The 18,725-nt window shown below is 54.3% G+C and carries 13 protein-coding genes; 1 reads left to right on the top strand and 12 read right to left on the bottom strand.

The window, feature by feature from the left end; all coding sequences use genetic code 11:
• Window positions 1–33 precede the first annotated feature (33 nt).
• The gene (locus BLR64_RS06170) at window positions 34–1,125 is read right to left on the bottom strand and encodes a threonine aldolase family protein (RefSeq protein ID WP_090713251.1); all 1,092 of its coding nucleotides are present in this window, start codon (window positions 1,123–1,125) and stop codon (window positions 34–36) included.
• A 193-nt stretch (window positions 1,126–1,318) separates the two neighbouring features.
• Here BLR64_RS06170 and udk point away from each other — a divergent pair, with 193 nt between their 5' ends.
• Window positions 1,319–1,960: a uridine kinase gene (udk, locus tag BLR64_RS06165; protein ID WP_068722943.1), complete on the top strand. Its 642-nt coding sequence runs from the start codon at window positions 1,319–1,321 to the stop codon at window positions 1,958–1,960.
• 472 nt (window positions 1,961–2,432) lie between these two features.
• On the opposite strand, the gene tnpB is transcribed toward udk, so the two are convergent.
• The 11 genes from tnpB to iolD all read right to left on the bottom strand — a co-directional run bounded on the left by tnpB (window position 2,433) and on the right by iolD (window position 18,703).
• Window positions 2,433–3,566 (bottom strand): IS200/IS605 family element RNA-guided endonuclease TnpB, encoded by a 1,134-nt coding sequence (tnpB, locus tag BLR64_RS06160; RefSeq protein WP_090713249.1) that lies wholly within the window; start codon window positions 3,564–3,566, stop codon window positions 2,433–2,435.
• Between the two features lie 97 nt (window positions 3,567–3,663).
• The gene (locus BLR64_RS06155) at window positions 3,664–5,067 is read right to left on the bottom strand and encodes an MATE family efflux transporter (protein ID WP_090713248.1); all 1,404 of its coding nucleotides are present in this window, start codon (window positions 5,065–5,067) and stop codon (window positions 3,664–3,666) included.
• Window positions 5,068–5,149: 82 nt separating this feature from the next.
• Window positions 5,150–6,907, bottom strand: coding sequence for a hypothetical protein (locus BLR64_RS06150; protein ID WP_090713247.1), 1,758 nt, complete (start codon window positions 6,905–6,907; stop codon window positions 5,150–5,152).
• Between the two features lie 51 nt (window positions 6,908–6,958).
• Window positions 6,959–7,642: a hypothetical protein gene (locus tag BLR64_RS06145; protein WP_090713245.1), complete on the bottom strand. Its 684-nt coding sequence runs from the start codon at window positions 7,640–7,642 to the stop codon at window positions 6,959–6,961.
• A complete protein-coding gene (locus BLR64_RS06140; protein ID WP_090713440.1) occupies window positions 7,642–8,553 on the bottom strand; it encodes a sugar phosphate isomerase/epimerase family protein in 912 nt (303 codons plus the stop codon). The genes BLR64_RS06145 and BLR64_RS06140 overlap by 1 nt, the downstream gene beginning before the upstream one ends.
• Before the next feature lie 84 nt (window positions 8,554–8,637).
• Window positions 8,638–9,510, bottom strand: coding sequence for a carbohydrate ABC transporter permease (locus BLR64_RS06135; protein ID WP_090713243.1), 873 nt, complete (start codon window positions 9,508–9,510; stop codon window positions 8,638–8,640).
• A 24-nt stretch (window positions 9,511–9,534) separates the two neighbouring features.
• On the bottom strand, window positions 9,535–10,401 hold the full coding sequence (locus BLR64_RS06130; protein WP_090713439.1) for an ABC transporter permease: 867 nt from the start codon (window positions 10,399–10,401) through the stop codon (window positions 9,535–9,537).
• 117 nt (window positions 10,402–10,518) lie between these two features.
• Window positions 10,519–12,132, bottom strand: a complete 1,614-nt coding sequence (locus tag BLR64_RS06125) for an extracellular solute-binding protein (RefSeq protein WP_090713241.1) — start codon at window positions 12,130–12,132, stop codon at window positions 10,519–10,521.
• Window positions 12,133–12,553: 421 nt separating this feature from the next.
• A complete protein-coding gene (locus BLR64_RS06120; RefSeq protein ID WP_090713239.1) occupies window positions 12,554–14,803 on the bottom strand; it encodes a helix-turn-helix domain-containing protein in 2,250 nt (749 codons plus the stop codon).
• A gap of 957 nt (window positions 14,804–15,760) precedes the next feature.
• Window positions 15,761–16,657 (bottom strand): myo-inosose-2 dehydratase, encoded by an 897-nt coding sequence (gene iolE / locus BLR64_RS06115; protein ID WP_090713237.1) that lies wholly within the window; start codon window positions 16,655–16,657, stop codon window positions 15,761–15,763.
• A gap of 78 nt (window positions 16,658–16,735) precedes the next feature.
• Window positions 16,736–18,703, bottom strand: coding sequence for a 3D-(3,5/4)-trihydroxycyclohexane-1,2-dione acylhydrolase (decyclizing) (iolD, locus tag BLR64_RS06110; RefSeq protein WP_090713235.1), 1,968 nt, complete (start codon window positions 18,701–18,703; stop codon window positions 16,736–16,738).
• Between the last annotated feature and the right edge of the window lie 22 nt (window positions 18,704–18,725).

The following is an 18,725-nucleotide window of genomic DNA, read 5'->3' as shown; positions in this document are numbered from 1 at the left end:
TGTTTGTTTTATGCGCTTAGCTGCACGATTAACTTAAGCCTCCTGCAGCAGCCGGTCCAGCAGCTCAAACGCCTCTTTCAGCTTGGCTTTGGGGATGCCGCTGTAGAGATCCCCGATATTCAGCTCATAGGAGCAGGAGTCCGGCCCGGTCTCCTTCAGCCGCGCAGCGAGAGCCACACTGGTCTGTTCACTTATCCGGATCAAGACCGGCTCTACCTGTGCCTTGGACAAGGCGAAATGGACATGAAACATGTTCGAGACCGGGATTTCAGGCAGAGTAGCCGTTCTATCGCAACCGTTGAACAACGCTGCAAGCTCTTTGGCCTCTTCGTAATACTGCCCCATTTTACCGGCACGCTGCCGGAAATACACCTGTGCCGGAAGAATATACGGATACAGGCTGATCAGGTCGCCGCCGTGCCGCCGCTTCCAGATCTTTGATTCCTCCGTAAATTCTTCGCTGCCCGCGAGGATTGCCCCGGCGATCCCGCCGATGCCTTTATATAAGGAAATATATACGCTGTCGAACAGCGCGCATACCTCTGCAGCCGTCTTGCCGTAGTACGGCAGCACCTCGAACAGACGCGCCCCGTCCAGATGCAGTATGATTCCCTGCTCCCGGCAGTAGGCGGAGATCGCCTCAAGCTCAGCGTATTCCGGCAGCTGTCCGCCGATTTCACGCTGCGGCAGCTCCAGGAGCAGACAGGCTATATCCTCTCCGATATTGCGGACATCGTCCAGGGTAATCAGGCGGTCCTTGTCCGCCAGCAGAACCGGCCTAATGTGATGCAGCTCCTTCAGCCCGTCCTGCTCATGGATCTCCAGGTGGCACAGCGGGTGATAAGCTACCGTCTTCAGCCCTTTACGGTCAGACCAGATCCGGAGGGCGATCTGCTGGGCCATCGTTCCGCTAGGAAAAAATACCGCTGCTTCCTTACCGAGCACCTCTGCCATTTCCGTCTGAAAATCCTCAATGACCGCGCCGCTGCCGTACATATCGCTGGAAATAGTACCCTCTATACCGGCAAATGCCTGTTTGAGCACTTCTACATCCCGTTTCCCGTGTCCGGCCAGGTGGATGGAGGCAGCATTATAGGCCTCCAGTAATGTTTTCTGTTCATACATAAAGTGCTATTGCTCCTTTCGGGTATACTCTTATTAAGCAATGTTCATAAATTATAGCAGTTTCCGCCGGAAAACCTGATTTTTTTCAAAAATTCACGGTTTATTCCCGGGTTCCAAGATGAAATATGTCCTACGCTGTGCTACAATATTGGAATTGCAAAGGCAATTGCTTAGGGAGGTTTATTACAACACCATGCTTATTATTGGTATCGCCGGCGGGACCGGTTCCGGCAAAACAACGGTAGCCCGCTCCGTTATTGACCGTCTTGGAACAGACAAAGTAACGTTCATATCCCAGGATAACTACTATAAAGACCATTCCTCTCTCAGCTTCGAGGAACGCGGAGCGATTAATTATGATCACCCGCTGGCTTTTGACACGGAGCTGCTGATTGAGCATCTTCATTGTCTGAAGTCCGGACAAATCGCTTATGCTCCGGTGTATGATTTCACGGTACATGCCCGTTTTACGGACAAGACCGTTGAGCTTATGCCGAACAACATCGTTATTGTTGAAGGACTGCATGTGCTGTCCGACGAGAAGCTGCGCGAGCAGCTGAACATCAAGGTATTTGTTGATACGGACCCGGATGTACGGATTATGCGCCGGGTGCTGCGTGACATTGAAGAACGCGGCCGGACCATCCGTTCGATTCATACCCAGTATTTGACGACTGTGAAGCCGATGCACGAGGCGTTCATCGAACCGTCCAAGAAATACGCCGACCTTATCATCCCTGAAGGCGGACAGAACGAAGTCGGCATCGAGCTGCTGTCGGTACTGACTGCCAAATATCTGTCAGGTGATCAGCAGTGGAACGGAAGCGCACGTTAATATGGCAGAAGGCAGAGGCTGTGAGCGATCATGGCCTCTGTTTTTTTATTTGTTGTGTAAATATCTCTTTTTTGCCCGGAACATTCTATACCGCCTTGCCGACCGGATAAATTAATATTCCTCCAGGCCGCTGCTCATCCCGCTGATCATAGAGAGCGACAGCTCGAGTGCCTTGTCGCGCTCCCCGCTCTTGAGGTAATAAGACAGCAGCTTGCGCTCGTAACGTTCAATGGTGTAGGTGTCGCCGTTGCTGCGGAAATGCGGCAGGGCTTCCTCCTCTATATAACGGTAATACGGCTGCCAGTCCTCTTTCAGTGACAGTATCAGCAGAGTGAACTACTCCCACCTATAGAGATGTGAGCTTCTTGGGAACAGCCCAGCTTTCTCTAGATGACGTACATTCCGAAGCAGCGGTTAGGCTTATGTGCCAAGCAATCCCCGCAGTCCCTGCGGTTCCATTCAGCGTTTTCTTTCAGGCGGTTCCATGGAACTGACGCAGCCCTTCTGCCCGAATGTTCACGCTTGCGTTCACGTCACGGTCATGCGTGGCTCCGCAGCTTAGGCAGCTCCATTCCCGGATATGGAGTCCTTTCTTTCCATCCCAGTGTCCACAGGAGGAACAAATTTGACTGGAGGGGAACCAGCGCCCCACCTGGATCACTTGTTTCCCATACCACTCTGCTTTGTAGGTCAGTTTGGACAGAAAGGCGGACCAGGAGACATCATGCAAAGCACCAGCCAGCCTGTGATTTCGGACCAGCCCTTTAACATTCAGGGTCTCAACACAGATCACGTCGTGGTTGTTGACGAGATACGTGCTGAGCTTGTTATGAAAGTCGTTTCGCTGATTGACTATTTTTTCATGCAGCTTGGCCACCAGGATGCGCTGCTTCTGGTAATTACGGCTGTCTGCGAGGAAGCGCCCCTCCTTCTTGGCCTGCAGCGCACGACGCGATAGCTTGCGCTGGGCCTTTGAGAGCCGCGCTGAGCTTTTCGTCAGATGCTTCGGATTCTGGACTTTCGTTCCATCTGAGAAGGCCGCAAAAGAAGTGACACCGAGATCCATCCCGATGGCCGAACCAGTTAATTTCTTCGCTTCCACTTCGGTTTCGCACAGAATGGAAACAAAATATTTACCGGTTGCGGTACGGGAGATTGTGGCCGATTTGATAAGCCCCTGAAGCTGCCGGTGCAGCTTGATCCGCACGGGTTCCATCTTGGGCAGTTTCAAATAACGTCCTTCCACAATGGCGATCGTTCCATTCTGATTGTTCGTGGTGTAGGACTGAACGGGGTTTTTACGCGATTTCCACCTTGGGAAACCGGAGGAAGGATGACTGAAAAAGTGGTTATACGCTGCCTTCAGTTGAAGCTGGGCATTGCATAGCGCCAAGCTGTCGACTTCTTTAAGAAAAGGAAATTCATTTTTGTATTGGGCGGGTGTGGGAAGTTTGATTTTCTCACCGGTTTCCCTGTGCTTTTTGTAGGATTCGATGCGGTCATTTAGCATGAGGTTGTAGACTTTACGTACACAGCCGAAGCTTCTCATAAAGAAATCGGCCTGCGAATCGCTTGGATACAACCGATACTTGAAGGCTTTGAGCACACAAACTCACCTCGATGATCCATTGATACAAACGAGAATATATGTTCGCTTTTACTATAATACCAAAGTTCCCCTGAAAAGCAAAGGTAAAACGTTGTTAAATCACCTTATGCTGCAGCCACTTGTCTCCGAGGAAACGCCGCATGAAAATGAAGCCGCGAACCCCCCACTCACAGTTCATCGCCAGCCAGACACCGACAATCCCCATGCCGAACTGGATGCCGAGCAGGTAGCCCAGCACAACGCGGAACAGCCACATCGACAGCATGGAGACCATCGAGGTGAATTTGGAGTCGCCCGCCGCCCGGAGCGCCGATGGGGTTATGAAGCTGACCGACCATAACGGGATCTGGGCAATGGAATTGATCAGGAAGACCAGAAAGATATCGTCGATAATTTCAACCGGCGGATGGAACAGCGAAACCAGCGGATGAAAGGCCGGGAAAATCAGCAGGGCCATCAGCACATATGAAGCCGAGGACAGTACAAGAAATGACTTTACAAATTTCCGGGCGTCCCTGACATTGCGGCTGCCCATGCATTGGCCTACGACCGTAATCAGCGTCAGCGACAACGCATTGGCGGGAATCTGCATAACTCCGGCCAATGTGGATGTGATCGCGTTGGTCGCGATGGCATAGGTGCCCAGGCTGACGATGAAGATCTGGGTCAGAATTTTACCGCCATTGAAAAACATCTGCTCCGCAGCAAACGGCAGGCCGATATTCATGATCCGTTTAAGCATCGACCAGTTCAGCGCCAGCAGATCCCGGAATTTCACATGCAGCGTGCTGTCCATCCGGAACAGATAGATTAGCGCACAGACGGCCGCAAGGTACCTAGATGCGTTGACAGCAATCGTCATACCAAACACGCCCATGTCCAGGCCGTTAATAAACACAAAGTTCAGCAGCACGTAGATCAGGTTCATAATCAGGGACAGCACCAGCGAAGCCCTCGCCCTGCCGATCCCGCGAAGCGCACCGCAGACCGCTTCCACAACCGCAATCCCAAGATAAGACAGGCTGCTGCCGATCAGATACGTCCGGGCATTGGCCATAACGTCCGGTGATGCCGCACCGAACAACAGATTCAGCAGCGGACCGTGGAACACGATTCCGAACAGGCCAATAAATAAAGCCATCAGGGAGACGGACGATACCGCCCCCGCTGTGGCCTTGGAAACCATGAGCTCATTGCCGCTGCCCTTATATTGGGCGACTACAACCGTCCCCCCGGTAGACACCGCAATGAACACACTGATCAGAAAAATATTAAGCGAATCTATCATATTCACCGCACTGACCGCCGCTACACCGGACGAGCTGATCATTGCTGTATTCACCAGATTCAGTCCGACTACAAAAGCCTGGTCGACCAAAATAGGAATAAACAAGGAAATCATCTGCCGGTAATCCATGGTATCACCGGAAAAATACTTATCAAGAAGCCGGTTGCCCTGCTTCCCTTTTACCTTTACCTTCACTCCAGGCTCTGGCATAACCATCCACTTCTTTATATTAGAATTTTGAATCTTGTCATTCTAACATATGAGGCGCAGGAGTCAAGGCGGTTCAATATATTTACAGGTTTTGCTCTTTGGTCATAGATGGAGACAGGGTGAGTGTTATTTCCTTATTGAACGGAGTCATCAGATTCACCAGCACTGTCTTGCAGTTATTTTGCAGCTTGGCCTCACGCACCGAAGCTGCCAGATGCGCTGCCTCGCCGCCGGTCAGCTCAATCCAGTCCTCCCCGCATTCATAACGGAGGGTTCCGCCGCTCCAGAGATAACAATCCTCCTCTACAGCCTCCAGTTCGCCTGACGTGAAGCCGCCCTCCTTGCCGAAAACAAAGGACAGCTGGGTCATTACCTCCCCCGGCTCCTCACACTGCAGGCGAATCGTCCAGCCGGTACCGGTACGGACTGCCTCTGCCTCTGCGCGGAATGTCTGCTCATGAGTAAGCGGACGGATATGGTGCGGAAGCAGATACCAAGGGCTGACCGGCGCACCGGCCGTTTCAGGCAGCCGCTCCGTTTCTACAGGTCCATAGTATCCCTTCTTCTGTTCTCCCGTCAGCCGGTAGCCTTGAGGCAGCCTGCTCATCTCCTGCATTGGCACAAATCCCGGATTGAAATAGGAAGCCAGCTGTACAGCCAGCAGCCGCACCTCACCATGGCGCATCGCGAAGAAGGAAGACGTCTCTGTCATCAGCGTCACGCTGGTTCCGCCATCCCGGTAACGGGCCACCGGCGCCCCGAAATCGGTATGCAGCCGGCTGTGAGAAATCCGCCCCTGATGGCCGGCTGCCTCCATGCCTGCAAGATAGCCGTGCCGCAGAAACTCACCGTTCAGGATTGTCTCGTACCGCTCTGGGAGGACAGGCTCCGTTGCTGGCGGCTGCTGCAGCTCCGGCTCCAGCAGCATCCGCACCAGCACGTTCACCGAGCAAACGCCGGGATTGCTGAGTCCCCGCCCGGCCCATTCGGCCATCCCGGCGAATACCGGATCATTATCCAGCCGGGCAAGGATGGCATACGGTAAATAATAAGGGGACAGGTCATGCACATGCCCCAGATCCTGCCGCCCGGAATAATCGGTTACGACCTCGCCCGACGGATGGACCAGATAGACCATCATCCGCAGGTTCTGGCGGACCGGGTCCAGCAGCTGCGGGCGGCCCAGCAGGCGGGCGGCATGGATCAGCATCATGTCGCTGACTGCACTGTAGATGCCGTTGCTGCGCTCGGTCCACTCCCCGTCCGGTGTAATATCCATGCCTTCGGCCAGCCACTGCTCCGCCCGCCGGACAGCCTCCGGTAGTCCGAACAGCTCATGCAGATAAGCCAGAGCCGCACTGATGACCCAGCGGTGATTCGGTGTATGGCCGCCGCCTGTAAGCATAGCTGGAATGGTGCGCTCCAGAAACAGCCGCATCTTGTCAAGCACAGGCACAAGCGGCGCCCATTCCTGCCGGGACAGCAGCTGATACAGCTGCGCATAACCGACGATCACAAAAGCTGTATCCGGCGGAGAGTGGAAGTTCGTCCAGCCTGGAGAGATTGTACCGTCCGTATGCTGGCCGCGCAGCACGAACCCGGCGGCCAGCTCAAGTCTCCCCAGCAGCTGTTCATCATGGTAGTATTTCGAATCGGGATTCATCAGCGCGGCTCCCCAATAGCACATCTCGGTTGGCGTACCTGTCGTATGATTGACCCAGGCAACGCCGGTGAACGGATCAATCGTTCCGCCGTAATAGCGGCTCTGCGGATCAAGCACCTGCCGGGACAGGCCCTCTTCCACTGCTCTGTCGTTACTGTCCACCAGTTGCTTATACATTGTCATTCCTCCATGTTAGGCATTTATCACCCGGCACCGCCGGCAGTTTCATTACAGCCGCTCCAGCTCTTTGCGCACACGCACCGGTATTTCAGCAAACAGCTCGTTCCACGAAACGAATAAGTCCTTCCGGTGCGCATACTCCCAGATCCCATAGACTCCCGAAGGAGTGAACCGGCAGGTCTGCAGATAACGGCGCACCTTCTGATCTGTCGCTTCATCCGAAGCCAGCAGCCCGCGGAAGCAGTCACCGTAGATCAGTCCGTCCGCCCCCGCCTCCTCCTGCGTACAGGACGCAAAGCCCGGCAGCAGCTCAAACACCTCAGGCAGCGGTGAGAGCGCATGTTTGCCGGGCTGCACATACAGGCTGGTGCGGATATTGCTCAGATTGGTACGGCCGCGCAGCAGCCCTTTCAGATATTTGCCGTGAAAGCTGGCCTCGACGTCCGCGACTTCCCCGTTACTGCCGATATACACCCACACATGCTCCAGATCATAGAGATGCTGAATATCGTAATCATAATAAATGGCGTACTCCACGACAGCCTCCACTCCGGGACGGCTCACAGCAAGCCTGCGCCGGAAAGAAGGAGAAGGCCCGCCTTCCCGCAGCACCGTAACGCCGAAGCGGACGGGGTAGAACGGCTCATTCCGGTCAAATAGCAGGTGCGGGGCATAAGCGGCAGCCAGCTCGCGGTCTTCCCCGCTTAATTTCACGCCCTCTGCATTCAGCATCAGAGCGCCCCCCGCGCCGCCAGCTTGGCTGCAAGCAGACGGTGGCTCTCATGAATCTCCTCCGGCCGGCAGGCCGCTTTCAGCTCATACACCTTGACCTGGGCCCGTTCAATCATCGGCAGATACGCATCATAGAAATGCATATCCCCGCTGTTCACATAGGGGCACCAGTGATCCGAGAGCCCGATCGTCTCGTGGATATGGACGCCGACAATATCATTCATCAGCCCGTCCATCTCCCTCACACTGTCGTACAGCCCCAGCCGGTCCATCATAATGGCATGCCCGGTATCATACCAGATGCCGACCGGCGCGCCCTTCAGCGCCCGGATGATTCTTTTGGCCTCGGCCAGCGTCGGAATCTGCTGCGGCCGGGAGCGTGTCTCGATCCCGAAGCGGATGCCCTCCAGCCCTTTTGCAGCCGCCTGGTCGCATACTTCGTACAGGCTCTCCGTAATAGTCCGCACATATCCGGCACTGTACGCCTCCCGCCGCTCCAGCAGCTCCGCCCACTTGCTGCGGTAGGCGGTCGAATCCTTTCCCTCACCGCTATAGAGCTGTTCCAGCTCCTTCGCGATATCATTCGGAAAAGGAACCTCACCGGGATGGACAACTACTGCTTCGCCACCGTAGCGCTGCGCATACTCGGCAGAGCGGACCAGCAGCTGGATGGCCCGCTGCCGCTTCTCCCTGTCCTCGAAGCCCAGCAGTACGGAATCCGTGCCGTAATCGGGGTCGGGAATATGAGGGAAGGTATTGTGAACACTGGAGATGCCGATCTCCCCCCGCTCAATCATCGGCTCAATCGCCCCCAGCATCTCTTCAGTCACATTATAGTTCAGCTCCACCCTGCGGAAGCCGAGCCCGCGGATTTCCCGCAGCAGCCCGTCTCCTGTCGTATGGCGCTTCATATTCCAGCAGGTTGAGAATGAAAATGCTCCTTTATCCTCCAAGGCCTTGCTCTCCTTTCTTTATCCCTGCCGTGAAACCGGCAGTTAACCCTTAACGGCACCCAGCATTACGCCGCTGACAAAATACTTCTGCAGCCACGGATAGACCAGCAGAATCGGCACCGTAGCGAAGATAACCGTCGCTGCCTTGAGGCTTTCCGGAGTCAGCGCAGTGCGGCTTGCCCCCTCCATTTGTGTCAGCTCGGAGACCATGTTATTCTGTACCATCTGGAACAGCTTGAGCTGCAGCGGGTATAGTTCAGGGCTGTTGATATACATCAGCGCATCCTGGAACCCGTTCCATCTGCCGACTGCATAGAAAAGGGCCAGCGTAGCCAGCACAGGCATGGACAGCGGCAGGACGATGCTTACCAGTGTACGGAAGAATGAGCTGCCGTCGATCTCGGCCGACTCTTCCAGACTCTGGGGAATGTTGTTGAAGAAGGAGATCAGGATAATCAGGTTAAACGGACTGACCAGGCCAGGAAGGATAAGCGCCCAGGTGGAATCGAGCAGGCGCAGGTCGCGCATCAGCAGATATTCAGGAATAATCCCTCCGCTGAAGAACATGGTAATAATGATAATAACCATAAATGTCTTACGGCCCTTCAGATAGCCCTTGGTCAATGGATAGGCTGCGGCAATGGTGAAGAGCATACACAGCCCGGTTGTTGCAGCTGTAAGTATCACCGTATAGCCCAGAGAGCGGATCATTGCGTTATCCGAGAATACCTGAATATAGGCATTCCAGTTCAATTCAATCGGAAAAATCGTGACTTCACCGGAAGTAATGGCCCGGTTGGAGCTGAGTGATACTGCAATAACGTGCAAGAACGGAGCCAGGCAGAACAGAACGAACAAGGCCACACAGGTAACAATGACAATTTCGAATATCCGGTTTGAAGTACGTTCACTCATAGTACTCCGCCTCCTTCCTCTTTATCAGATAATACCGTTTCCGGTCATTTTTTTCGAAATATAGTTGGAGCCAAGAATGAATACAAGGCCGACCACAGCCTGGAACAATCCGACTACGGTAGCCAGTGTGTACTGGCCGGACTCAAGGCCGATCCGGTAGACAAAGGTACTCAGCACATCGGAATATTCACGTACCGCCGTATTTCCGATAACATACGGCCGGTCGAAGCCGATGCTGACCATTTTACCAAGATTGAGAATAAGCAGGGTAACGATCGTCGGCTTAATGCTTGGCAGCGTAATATACCAGATCTTCTTCATCCGTGTTGCTCCGTCAACCTCAGCTGCTTCAAACAGCTCTCTGTTTACGCCGGTTAGTGCTGCCAGATAGAGAATCGTTCCCCAGCCGGCGCTCTGCCAGACTCCTGTAAACAGGTAAGTTACGAGCCATGGACCTTTTTCAGTCAGAAAAGGAATCGGGTTCAGCCCCAGACCTTGCAGTACCTCGTTAATCATACCGGACTGGTTGCCGAACAATTGATAGACAATCCCCCCGATAATAACCCAGGAAATGAAGTGAGGAATGTAAAGAATGGTCTGCGAAATCTTTTTGAACCAGGCACTCTTAATTTCATACAGCATGATTGCCAGAATAATAGGGGCGGGGAAAGAGACTACCAGATCCAGAAAATTAAGCATAAAGGTGTTGCGCAGTGAGGTGTAAAACTCTCTCATGTTAAAAACTTCGCGGAAGGCGTCGAGGCCGATCCATTCACTGCCGCCGATCCCCTGAAACAGATTAAAATCCTTGAAGGCTATCTGCACGCCGTACATCGGTCCGTAGCGGAAGATAAAAAAGTAGATAAGTGGCAGTGAGAGCAGTGCGTACATTTGCCAATACCGCTTCAAGTAGCTGACTTTACTCAAGCCGGTTCCCTCCTTGGGAAGAAAAACCGGATGAAGCGGCGTACCAGCTCCCTCCGGTTCTCTTTTTTATATTTAGTGTGCTTACAGATCCTTCAAAGCTGCTTCCAGCTCTTCTTTCAGCTGGGTTCCGCCCAGGGACATGAAATCCTTCATTTCCTGCTCGTAAACCGCTTCGAACTGCTCTGGTTTAGCCATTGCTGTCTTTACAATAATTACTGACAGCTTGTCACTGAGGGTGGTCCCGTACTTGGATTCCGCTTCAATCGGTTTACCGAAGACGATAGGTCCAACCGTATCGGTGTTGGCAATATCAATGGATTGCTTCAGCATTTCCTGGTTGCGTTCAGGGAAGCCGCTGATCCAAGCTTTTTCATTGGTTGCCTGGTCGCCGATGTTCTTGCCGTTAGAGATGATCGCCATGTCGCCTGCATTGAACAGACGGTCAGCAAACTCCTGGGCAACATCCGCTTTAACTACCGGGATACCGTCAACCAGATCATAGTTTTCGCCTTCAACCCCGCTGTAAATATCGATAAGATTGTTGTCCGAAGCCATCCAGTCCAGATATTTAATGGCCTCCACGGCACGTTTGCTGCTCTTCGGAATCATGATGTACATCCCGTTAGAGGCATAACGCGATTTAATGTACTTGTTGCCCTCGTTGGCGTTAGTCAGGACATCTGCCGCCGTCACTTTGCTGCCCGGTACATTTTTATAGAGATTATCCAATGTACCTTCTGCGTAGAAGATATTGTCCACATCTTCCGACCAGAAGCCGACATTGCCGTTCTGGATATCCTTTGACAGCTGCGTTTTATCTTCATCCAGGCTGAAGTCCTGGCTGACCAGCCCTTCATTGTAGAGCTTGTTCAGGAATTGCATCGCATCCTTGAAGCCGTCATGCAGCGGCAGCTCATAGCGCTGGCCGTAAGTCAGATCGCCCTTTATCGGTTTGATGAAGGAATAGATCAGTGTCTCGAACTGGGCCGGAGCGAGCGCCATGCCCATCGGAATATTTTTGCTGCCGAGACCGCCCGGATCTTTATCTTTAAACGCTTTCAAAGTAGTGTACAGCTCATCTGTTGTGGTCGGCACCGGCAGGCCCAGCTTATCCAGCCAATCCTGGCGGATGTAGGAGGTGTAACGTCCGGTGATTGCCCGCTTACCCGGAATGGACATCTGCTTCCCGTCAAGCTGCCCGAATGCCAGTGTATCCTCACCGAGGAATTTTTTCAGATTCGGCCCGTGCTCATCAAGCAGCGCTCCGACATCCGTCAGACCACCCTGCTGGGCGTAACGGTAGAACACGCTGGAATCATAAGTGAACACAATATCAGGCACATCGGTGTTGCTGGCCATCAGTACGTTCAGTTTTGTAACTTCCTCGGAGCGCTGAACCGGAACATATTCGACATCAATGTTGTTCGGATCACCGAACCGTTCCTGCACCATATTGGAGAGATAGTTGTTGGTAATGGTATACGGCGCAGGACTGTTACCACGGTCGAAGATTTCCACCTTAAGCGTAACGCGCTCTTTACTGCCCCCGTCGGTTGCTGTTCCTCCGTTTGACGCCGTGTTAGTGTTTCCATTTGCATTGGAGGAACATCCGGCCAGCAGGGACATCCCCATTACTGCGCTTAACCCGATTCCCAGTGCCTTCTTCAGAACTTTCTGGTTTGCATTCACTGTCATTGTGCCATCTCCTTCGCCTCTTCGGCTATAATGGTGACTTTATGAATCCCCCAACCTCACATCCGAGCTCCCGTACCGCCCTTCTTCAGAAAAGAATGCTTTTTACGCTTACGCCGCCTTTACTTTCTGGCCGCCTAAGGTTCCGGGATGACCACAGTATTCCACACTTTCCGGAGCTCTGACAATAAACCTGTTTCGGATTGCAAAAACGCCTGAAATTCGGACTTCCGGTTTATCGGACCAACCATTTTCGTATGATAAACCGCTTTCAAAAGGCTGAAAAAAGGCCGCAGGACCGGCCCGCATACCCATTTAAGAGCGTATGCGGGCCAGTCCTGCGGCTGGTTTCACGGCGCTTCGGCCAGCTGTGTCCCTGCGGACATGCCCAGTGTCATTGTACAAGCTGAAGCGGGCCTGCTCCTCAGGCTTTACCCGATTCACGGCGTTTGAGCAGACGGTAGTCCCCTGGTGTGATGCCGGCAATCCGTTTGAATACTCTGCCGAATGTAATCGCATTGGCATAGCCTACCTGAAGCGCAATGTCCTGCAGCGGGGAATCTGTTTCCGCCAGCAGCTGTTCGGCCTCCTTCATCCGGAGCTCCGTAACGAAGTCGACGAACTTCATTTTAAATTCGGTTTTGAACAGATAGCTGGCATATTTGCCCGAAACCTGAAACCGGTCGCTCAGATGCTTCAGGGAAAGATCGGGATTGGCAAAGTTCTCCTCGATATACTTTTTCATCTCGGTGACCATCGCCCGGTAGCTCTTGGTCTCACTTGCCGAGACATAGGTGCGGAATAAATCGGTCAGATACTCAAGCAGAATCCCCTTCATCTCATCCAGGGACTCGGCCTCCTCCAGCTCCTTCAGCCGAATCTGGGCATTCTCTGCCGACAGCTCATCCTGCAGCTCCTCCGACATCACGGCTACCTCACGGCTGAGCATCTGCAGCATCGCCTGGATCAGGGAGCGGATATCATCATCCTGGAGGAAATTTTGTTTGAAGGCTTCAAAAATCCGCTCCAGCTGCTCCCGCCACCCGCCGCTCGACATCCGGAACTGTTTGACGAACTCGGCAATCATCTGCAGATAAGTATAGGTCTCCAGCAGCGGCTGGCGTGCCTCCCCGTATTCAGCCAGGGCGACAGCCTCATTCCTGAGCAGCTTATGCTGCATGACATGCTCGGCTGCCGCATAGGATTCGCGGATAGTACCCGGACCGACCGCCGCCGGACCGATGCCAAAGCTGAGCGAAATCCGCAGGTTCTGCTCCACCCATGTGCGGCAGTTCTCGGCAAAGAGACGAATCCGCCCGGTCATTTCCTCATCGCTGCCGGTCGACAGGAAAAGAATCGCCACCCGCCGCGTTCCGACCCATTCCGCCCAGCCCTGCAGCTCGGCGTTACGCGCAAGCTCCTGAAACACATTCATCAGGGCGAACTTAAGCGTATTCTGGTCGCCCCGGGTATAGCGCTCCTCAAATACCCGCTCATAGCGGTTAATTTCACTGAGCACCACAGTAAACCGGGAAGTGGCGTCGGCCCCCGTAAGCGGGGACAGCTCTGCAAGCCGCCCGATAACATCATCCAGCCGCTCGCTGTGCAGCAGATCGTTGAACAGCTTGCTGCGCTGCAGCAGCAGGTTCTCCCGGCTTTTCCGGTCATAATCGGTCATGTGGTTGATCAGATCCTCCAGCACCCCGTCAATCAGCATCATCTCATCCGGCCTGTCGGTCGACTGATCCATCCGCCGGATCTGATGGCCTTCAATGCGGTTCATAATCACCTGAATCGGTTTATAATTGCGCCGGGTCACATAGACCAGGTAAAAGATTGCACAGATTACTGTCCCGATGGCAATAGCCACCCACAGATAGGAAACGACGGATACCCAGCCGAACAGGTTGCCCGCCTTGATCCCGCTCACAAAAGTCCAGCCGAGCCGCTTCAGCTGAAGTGTATTCAGCTGCTTACCGCTCTTCGCACCGATATGGTCGGAATGGGCCTGGTAAACTGTATTTCCATCACTGCCCAGAATCGTCACGAAAGAAAGCTGCTGGTTAACCATACTGTCCACAAGCTGCTCAATCCCGCTCATTTTGACATTGATGACCAGCACTCCCTCAGAGCCGAAGGGCAGCGGCATCGCTTTATTAATAGTAAGCACACGTATTGGTGTACGCTGTACCAGTTCCGTTTTATAGCTGCGGACAGGCTGCCAGCCCTCTGGCAGCGGTCCGGAGGTAACCTGCCTGATCCAGTCTTCGTCTATAAAGCCGGAGAGATCCTTTAATCCAGTTTCTGTTAAAACGCTTTCATTAATCTTGTCATACAGATACACAGACTGAATGTAGGAGGAGCCTTGAATGAGGCTGCGCAGACTCTGGGCAACCGCATAAACAGAGCCGGTATCCGGCTTGCCGGTGTTATTGAAATACTGCTTGTAGACATCGCTGCGCTCCACTGACTCCAGCACAGACAGCTCCACTTCCCTGATTGTCTTGTCGATATTATCCTTGAGATAGCTGGCGGAGATCCGGTCCGCTTTTTTCGTTTCCATCCGGGAGATATCATTAATAAACACAAACGAGGCAAAGATCAAAATCGTAACGGTGAGCAGAAAAATAGGGAAATAGGAAAGCAGTAATCGGCGATACCAGGTACGAAACAATAGACAACCTCCTCCACCACCGTAGGATACCAGGCCGCAGTCGGGCCGTTCAGGTGCATATGCTGCCCGGAAGGCAGCTGTTTATAATAAGGGCTGTGTCCTTTCCGGGACAGGGCCGTTTCTGCAGGAAAAGATGAAACCTTAATATGGTTAATCAATATATAGGCTCATGAATCACAGACGAGCCTATATTCGGATTTCTGCCATTATAGCACAAGCTCCCCGGACCCGGCCAAAGGGTAAAATTGACATTTAATGGGTACTTTTTCTTCCCCGCTCTGCATGAAAGACACTAAAATACACTATAGGAAGAAACCGGATGCAGCCGCAAGATTCCGCTGTGGAGGAGAGCCGTTTAAGGCGGCGGAATCAGTGCGGGACGGGATAACAGGTATATATTCAGATAGATAGAGATAGATTGCATAGATTGCTTAGATTGGAGATAGCACGGTACTGATTGGACGGATACACGGGAAAACATAGAAAAGCAGGACCTCCACTGTTTCCGAACAGTTCCCGTACAGCAGAAAATCACCCTGAGGGGTGATAGGTTTGAAGCTATTAATCTCGAGCCAAAAAATAGGCTCTGCACTGGTAGCCGAGAGAGTGTGCTTAGGCCGCCGCGTTTGATGGATGTAAGTAAAGGCAGGAGACGGTTGCTCGCTAATTCAGCGCTGCCCAAACTTGGGGCACAGGTTGGGCTCATTAAGGGGATTTTTCCCCTTATTCGGGCAATACGGACCCTGCTTGGGGCCCGTTAAGGGGATTTTCCCGTTCGTGTGCACACTGAGGAAAAATCTGTCTACCCGTAGCCCGCACGCTGATATCCACCCACCGCCTCTCTGCCGTCGAGCACGCCAACTTGATTCTGGTACTGGATAACGAAGGCATATTTTGGTGCCTTCCAGTGCGCATTTCAGCTGCCCTTACCTGAATCTGCACCTTACACCATCTAACTTACAGCCCGCTGGTTTCCCGGATATACTTCCGTGCCTTGATCGCATATTCCAGCGGGTCGGCCAGCGCCGGGTCCTGCTCCGCCTCAACTACGAACCAGCCCGTATAGGACGAACCGGCCAGTTCAGCAAAAATACCGGCGAATTCGATGCAGCCATCCCCGGGAACAGTAAACGCACCCGCTTTTACCGCCTGCAGGAAGCTGAGCTTCTCGGCCTTTACACGCTGAACCACTTCCGGACGGATGTCCTTTAAATGGACATGCTTGATCCGAGGAAGATGGGTGCGCAGCACCTCAAGCGGATTCTCTCCGGAAAAGGCCAGATGCCCGGTATCAAATAGCAGGGACACCTCAGCCGGATCCGTGAGCTCCATCAGCCGGGCTATTTCCGCGGCCGTCTGCACTCCGGTGCCCATATGGTGATGGTAGACGATGGCCATCCCTTTTTCAGCGGCAAGACGGCCCAGCTTACCTAAGCCTTCGGCGAGTAGCGTCCACTCGTCCTCTGAAAAGACAGGCTTGGCATCAAACAGCGGCGTATCCATCTGCCCCTGGATGCTCCGGCCCTGCTCGGAGACGACAATGACCTTGGCTCCCATGGCATGCAGAAAGTCACGGTGTGCAACAAAAGCTTCAGCCGTCTCCTCGTACGGCCGCACCGTCAGATGCGCGCTGAACCAGGCGCTGGCAATCTGCAGGCCGCGCAGCCCGAGCGCTTGGTGCAGCACCTCCGGAGAACGCGGATACTTGTTGCCGACCTCGCTGCCCTGAAACCCGGCCAGTGCCATCTCGCTGATGCACTGCTCGAAGGTGTTGTTCCCGCCCAGCTCAGGCATATCATCGTTGGTCCAGGCAATGGGCGCAATCGCCAGCCGGACCGCCTCTTCTTTGAACATCAATGTTTTTCCCCTTCCATTATGACAGGTATGGCCGGCTCCGGCCGGCCGCCGCAGCCCGTAAAATTTCCGGCAGCGTCAGTAGCTGCGCGCCTTCTCCAGTCCGCTCAATATCTGACCATAGGCCGCCTGCACGCTCTCCTTGCCGGATACTTCCGCCACACCGACATGCCACCACGCACCGTATCCGTGGGTCATCGTCTTCGGCAGCACCTTGATGTCGATCAGTGTGGATTTCTCACTCTTCCTTGCCGCCTCCAGCGCGCTGCGCAGCTGCTCCGCTGTCGCCGCCCGAAAGGTCTCAACCCCGTAACCGGCAGCGCTCGCTGCATAGTCGATGTGCATCAGCTCACCGCTCAGCTGGCCGTCCGCTCCCCGGCGGCGGAATTCCGTCGCCATGCTGTCCAGGCCCTGCTCCATCTGCAGATTGTTGATGCAGCCGAAGCCTGCATTGTCCAGCAGGAGGACGTTGATCTTCTTGTTCTCCTGCAGGCTGGTCACCAGCTCCGAATGCATCATCTGGTAGCTGCCGTCTCCGACGAGAGCATAAACCTCGCGCTCCGGCTCAGCCAGCTTGATGCCGAGTGCACCGGCAATTTCATAACCCATACAGGAGAAGCCGTATTCCATATGGTAGGTATCCGGCACGGAGGATTCCCACATCCGCTGCATATCTCCCGGCAGACTGCCAGCCGCTCCAATAGCAATCGCATCCTGCGGAATGAGCTCATTAATGATGGCAAGCACCTGTGTTTGCGTAAGCGAGGTATTCAGAACCTCGGCATATTCGGGCAGCTTCTCATCAAGATGACCGGCAATCTCTGGCACAAATGGCGCCGGTTCATCTCCCTGCACAGCTTCAGCCGCATCGCCTGCCCGGTATTCAATACTGGCCAGCCGCGCCCTTTCCGCGGCCCAAGCCTGCTTCGCCTCCGTGATCTCATCTGCGTAAGCGGAGCGATAGCCTCGTTCCTCCAGCGCAACAGATAACGCTTTCAGACCTTCGGCAGCATCGCACACCACTGCCAGCGCATCCAGCTTGGCTGCATGGTAAGGCGAGGCGTTAAGCGTCACAAACTCCACGCCGGGATGGGCGAACAGGCTCTTCGAGCCTGTGGTGAAATCGGTGAACCGGGTGCCGGCGCCGATAACGAGATCGGCCTCCGCTGCCAGCGCATTGGCGCAGCCGTTGCCGGTAACGCCCAGGCCGCCCAGGTTGTAGGCGAAGTCGCTGGCGACTGCGCTTTTGCCGGCCTGCGTCTCGCCGAACGGAATGGCGAACTTCTCCGCGAAGCTGCGCAGCGCAGCTCCGGCATCGCTGTAGCGGACCCCGCCGCCGCAGACCAGCAGCGGCCGCTGCTTGCCTGCAATCAGCTCAGCTGCCGCTTCAATTTCATCCGGATGCGGCAGGCGGCGGGCAATCTTATGGACGCGTCTGCGGAAGAAGTCGGCCGGATAATCCCAGGCCTCCCCCTGCACATCCTGCGGCAGCGCGATTGTCACTGCCCCGGTATCTGCCTGATCGGTCAGTACCCGCATAGCATTCAGCAAGGCCGACATCAGCTGCTCCGGCCGGCAGATCCGGTCCCAGTATTTGCTTACAGCCTTAAAGGCATCGTTAACTGTAATCGACAGGTTGTACGTGTGCTCCATCTGCTGCAGCACCGGATCGGGCTGGCGGGTTGCAAAGGTATCCCCCGGCAGCAGCAGGACGGGAATCTGATTCGCCGTCGCTGTCGCGGCAGCTGTCAGCATATTGGCCGAGCCCGGGCCAACGGAGGCCGTACAGGCCATAATCCGCCGCCGCCGGCTCTGTTTGGCAAAAGCAGTCGCCGCATGCACCATCCCCTGCTCGTTGCGGCCCTGATACACCTTCAATTCACCCGGGCTCTCCTGCAGCGCCTGCCCAAGGCCAAGTACATTGCCGTGGCCGAAAACAGTAAATACACCCTCTACGAAGCGCTCCGGCCCGCTGCCGAAATCGACATATTGCTCATTCAGAAACTTCACCAGCGCCTGCGCCGTTGTTAATCTGATCCGTTCCACTTGAGTTCCACCCTTCCTCTAT

Origin of the sequence: Paenibacillus typhae (assembly GCF_900099765.1) — a bacterium.
Lineage (GTDB): Bacteria > Bacillota > Bacilli > Paenibacillales > Paenibacillaceae > Paenibacillus_AQ > Paenibacillus_AQ typhae.
The sequence above is the reverse complement of the archived record's forward strand: the minus strand, read 5'-3'. Positions and strand labels throughout refer to the sequence as shown.

What these genes read in the sequence shown, in the direction of transcription:
- BLR64_RS06170 (WP_090713251.1), bottom strand. Translation starts at nt 1,125, where the DNA reads ATGTATGAACAGAAAACATTACTGGAGGCCTATAATGCTGCCTCCATC.
- udk (WP_068722943.1), top strand. Translation starts at nt 1,319, where the DNA reads ATGCTTATTATTGGTATCGCCGGCGGGACCGGTTCCGGCAAAACAACG.
- BLR64_RS06155 (WP_090713248.1), bottom strand. Translation starts at nt 5,067, where the DNA reads ATGCCAGAGCCTGGAGTGAAGGTAAAGGTAAAAGGGAAGCAGGGCAAC.
- BLR64_RS06150 (WP_090713247.1), bottom strand. Translation starts at nt 6,907, where the DNA reads ATGTATAAGCAACTGGTGGACAGTAACGACAGAGCAGTGGAAGAGGGC.
- BLR64_RS06145 (WP_090713245.1), bottom strand. Translation starts at nt 7,642, where the DNA reads ATGCTGAATGCAGAGGGCGTGAAATTAAGCGGGGAAGACCGCGAGCTG.
- BLR64_RS06140 (WP_090713440.1), bottom strand. Translation starts at nt 8,553, where the DNA reads ATGAAGCGCCATACGACAGGAGACGGGCTGCTGCGGGAAATCCGCGGG.
- BLR64_RS06135 (WP_090713243.1), bottom strand. Translation starts at nt 9,510, where the DNA reads ATGAGTGAACGTACTTCAAACCGGATATTCGAAATTGTCATTGTTACC.
- BLR64_RS06130 (WP_090713439.1), bottom strand. Translation starts at nt 10,401, where the DNA reads ATGTACGCACTGCTCTCACTGCCACTTATCTACTTTTTTATCTTCCGC.
- BLR64_RS06125 (WP_090713241.1), bottom strand. Translation starts at nt 12,132, where the DNA reads ATGACAGTGAATGCAAACCAGAAAGTTCTGAAGAAGGCACTGGGAATC.
- iolE (WP_090713237.1), bottom strand. Translation starts at nt 16,657, where the DNA reads ATGTTCAAAGAAGAGGCGGTCCGGCTGGCGATTGCGCCCATTGCCTGG.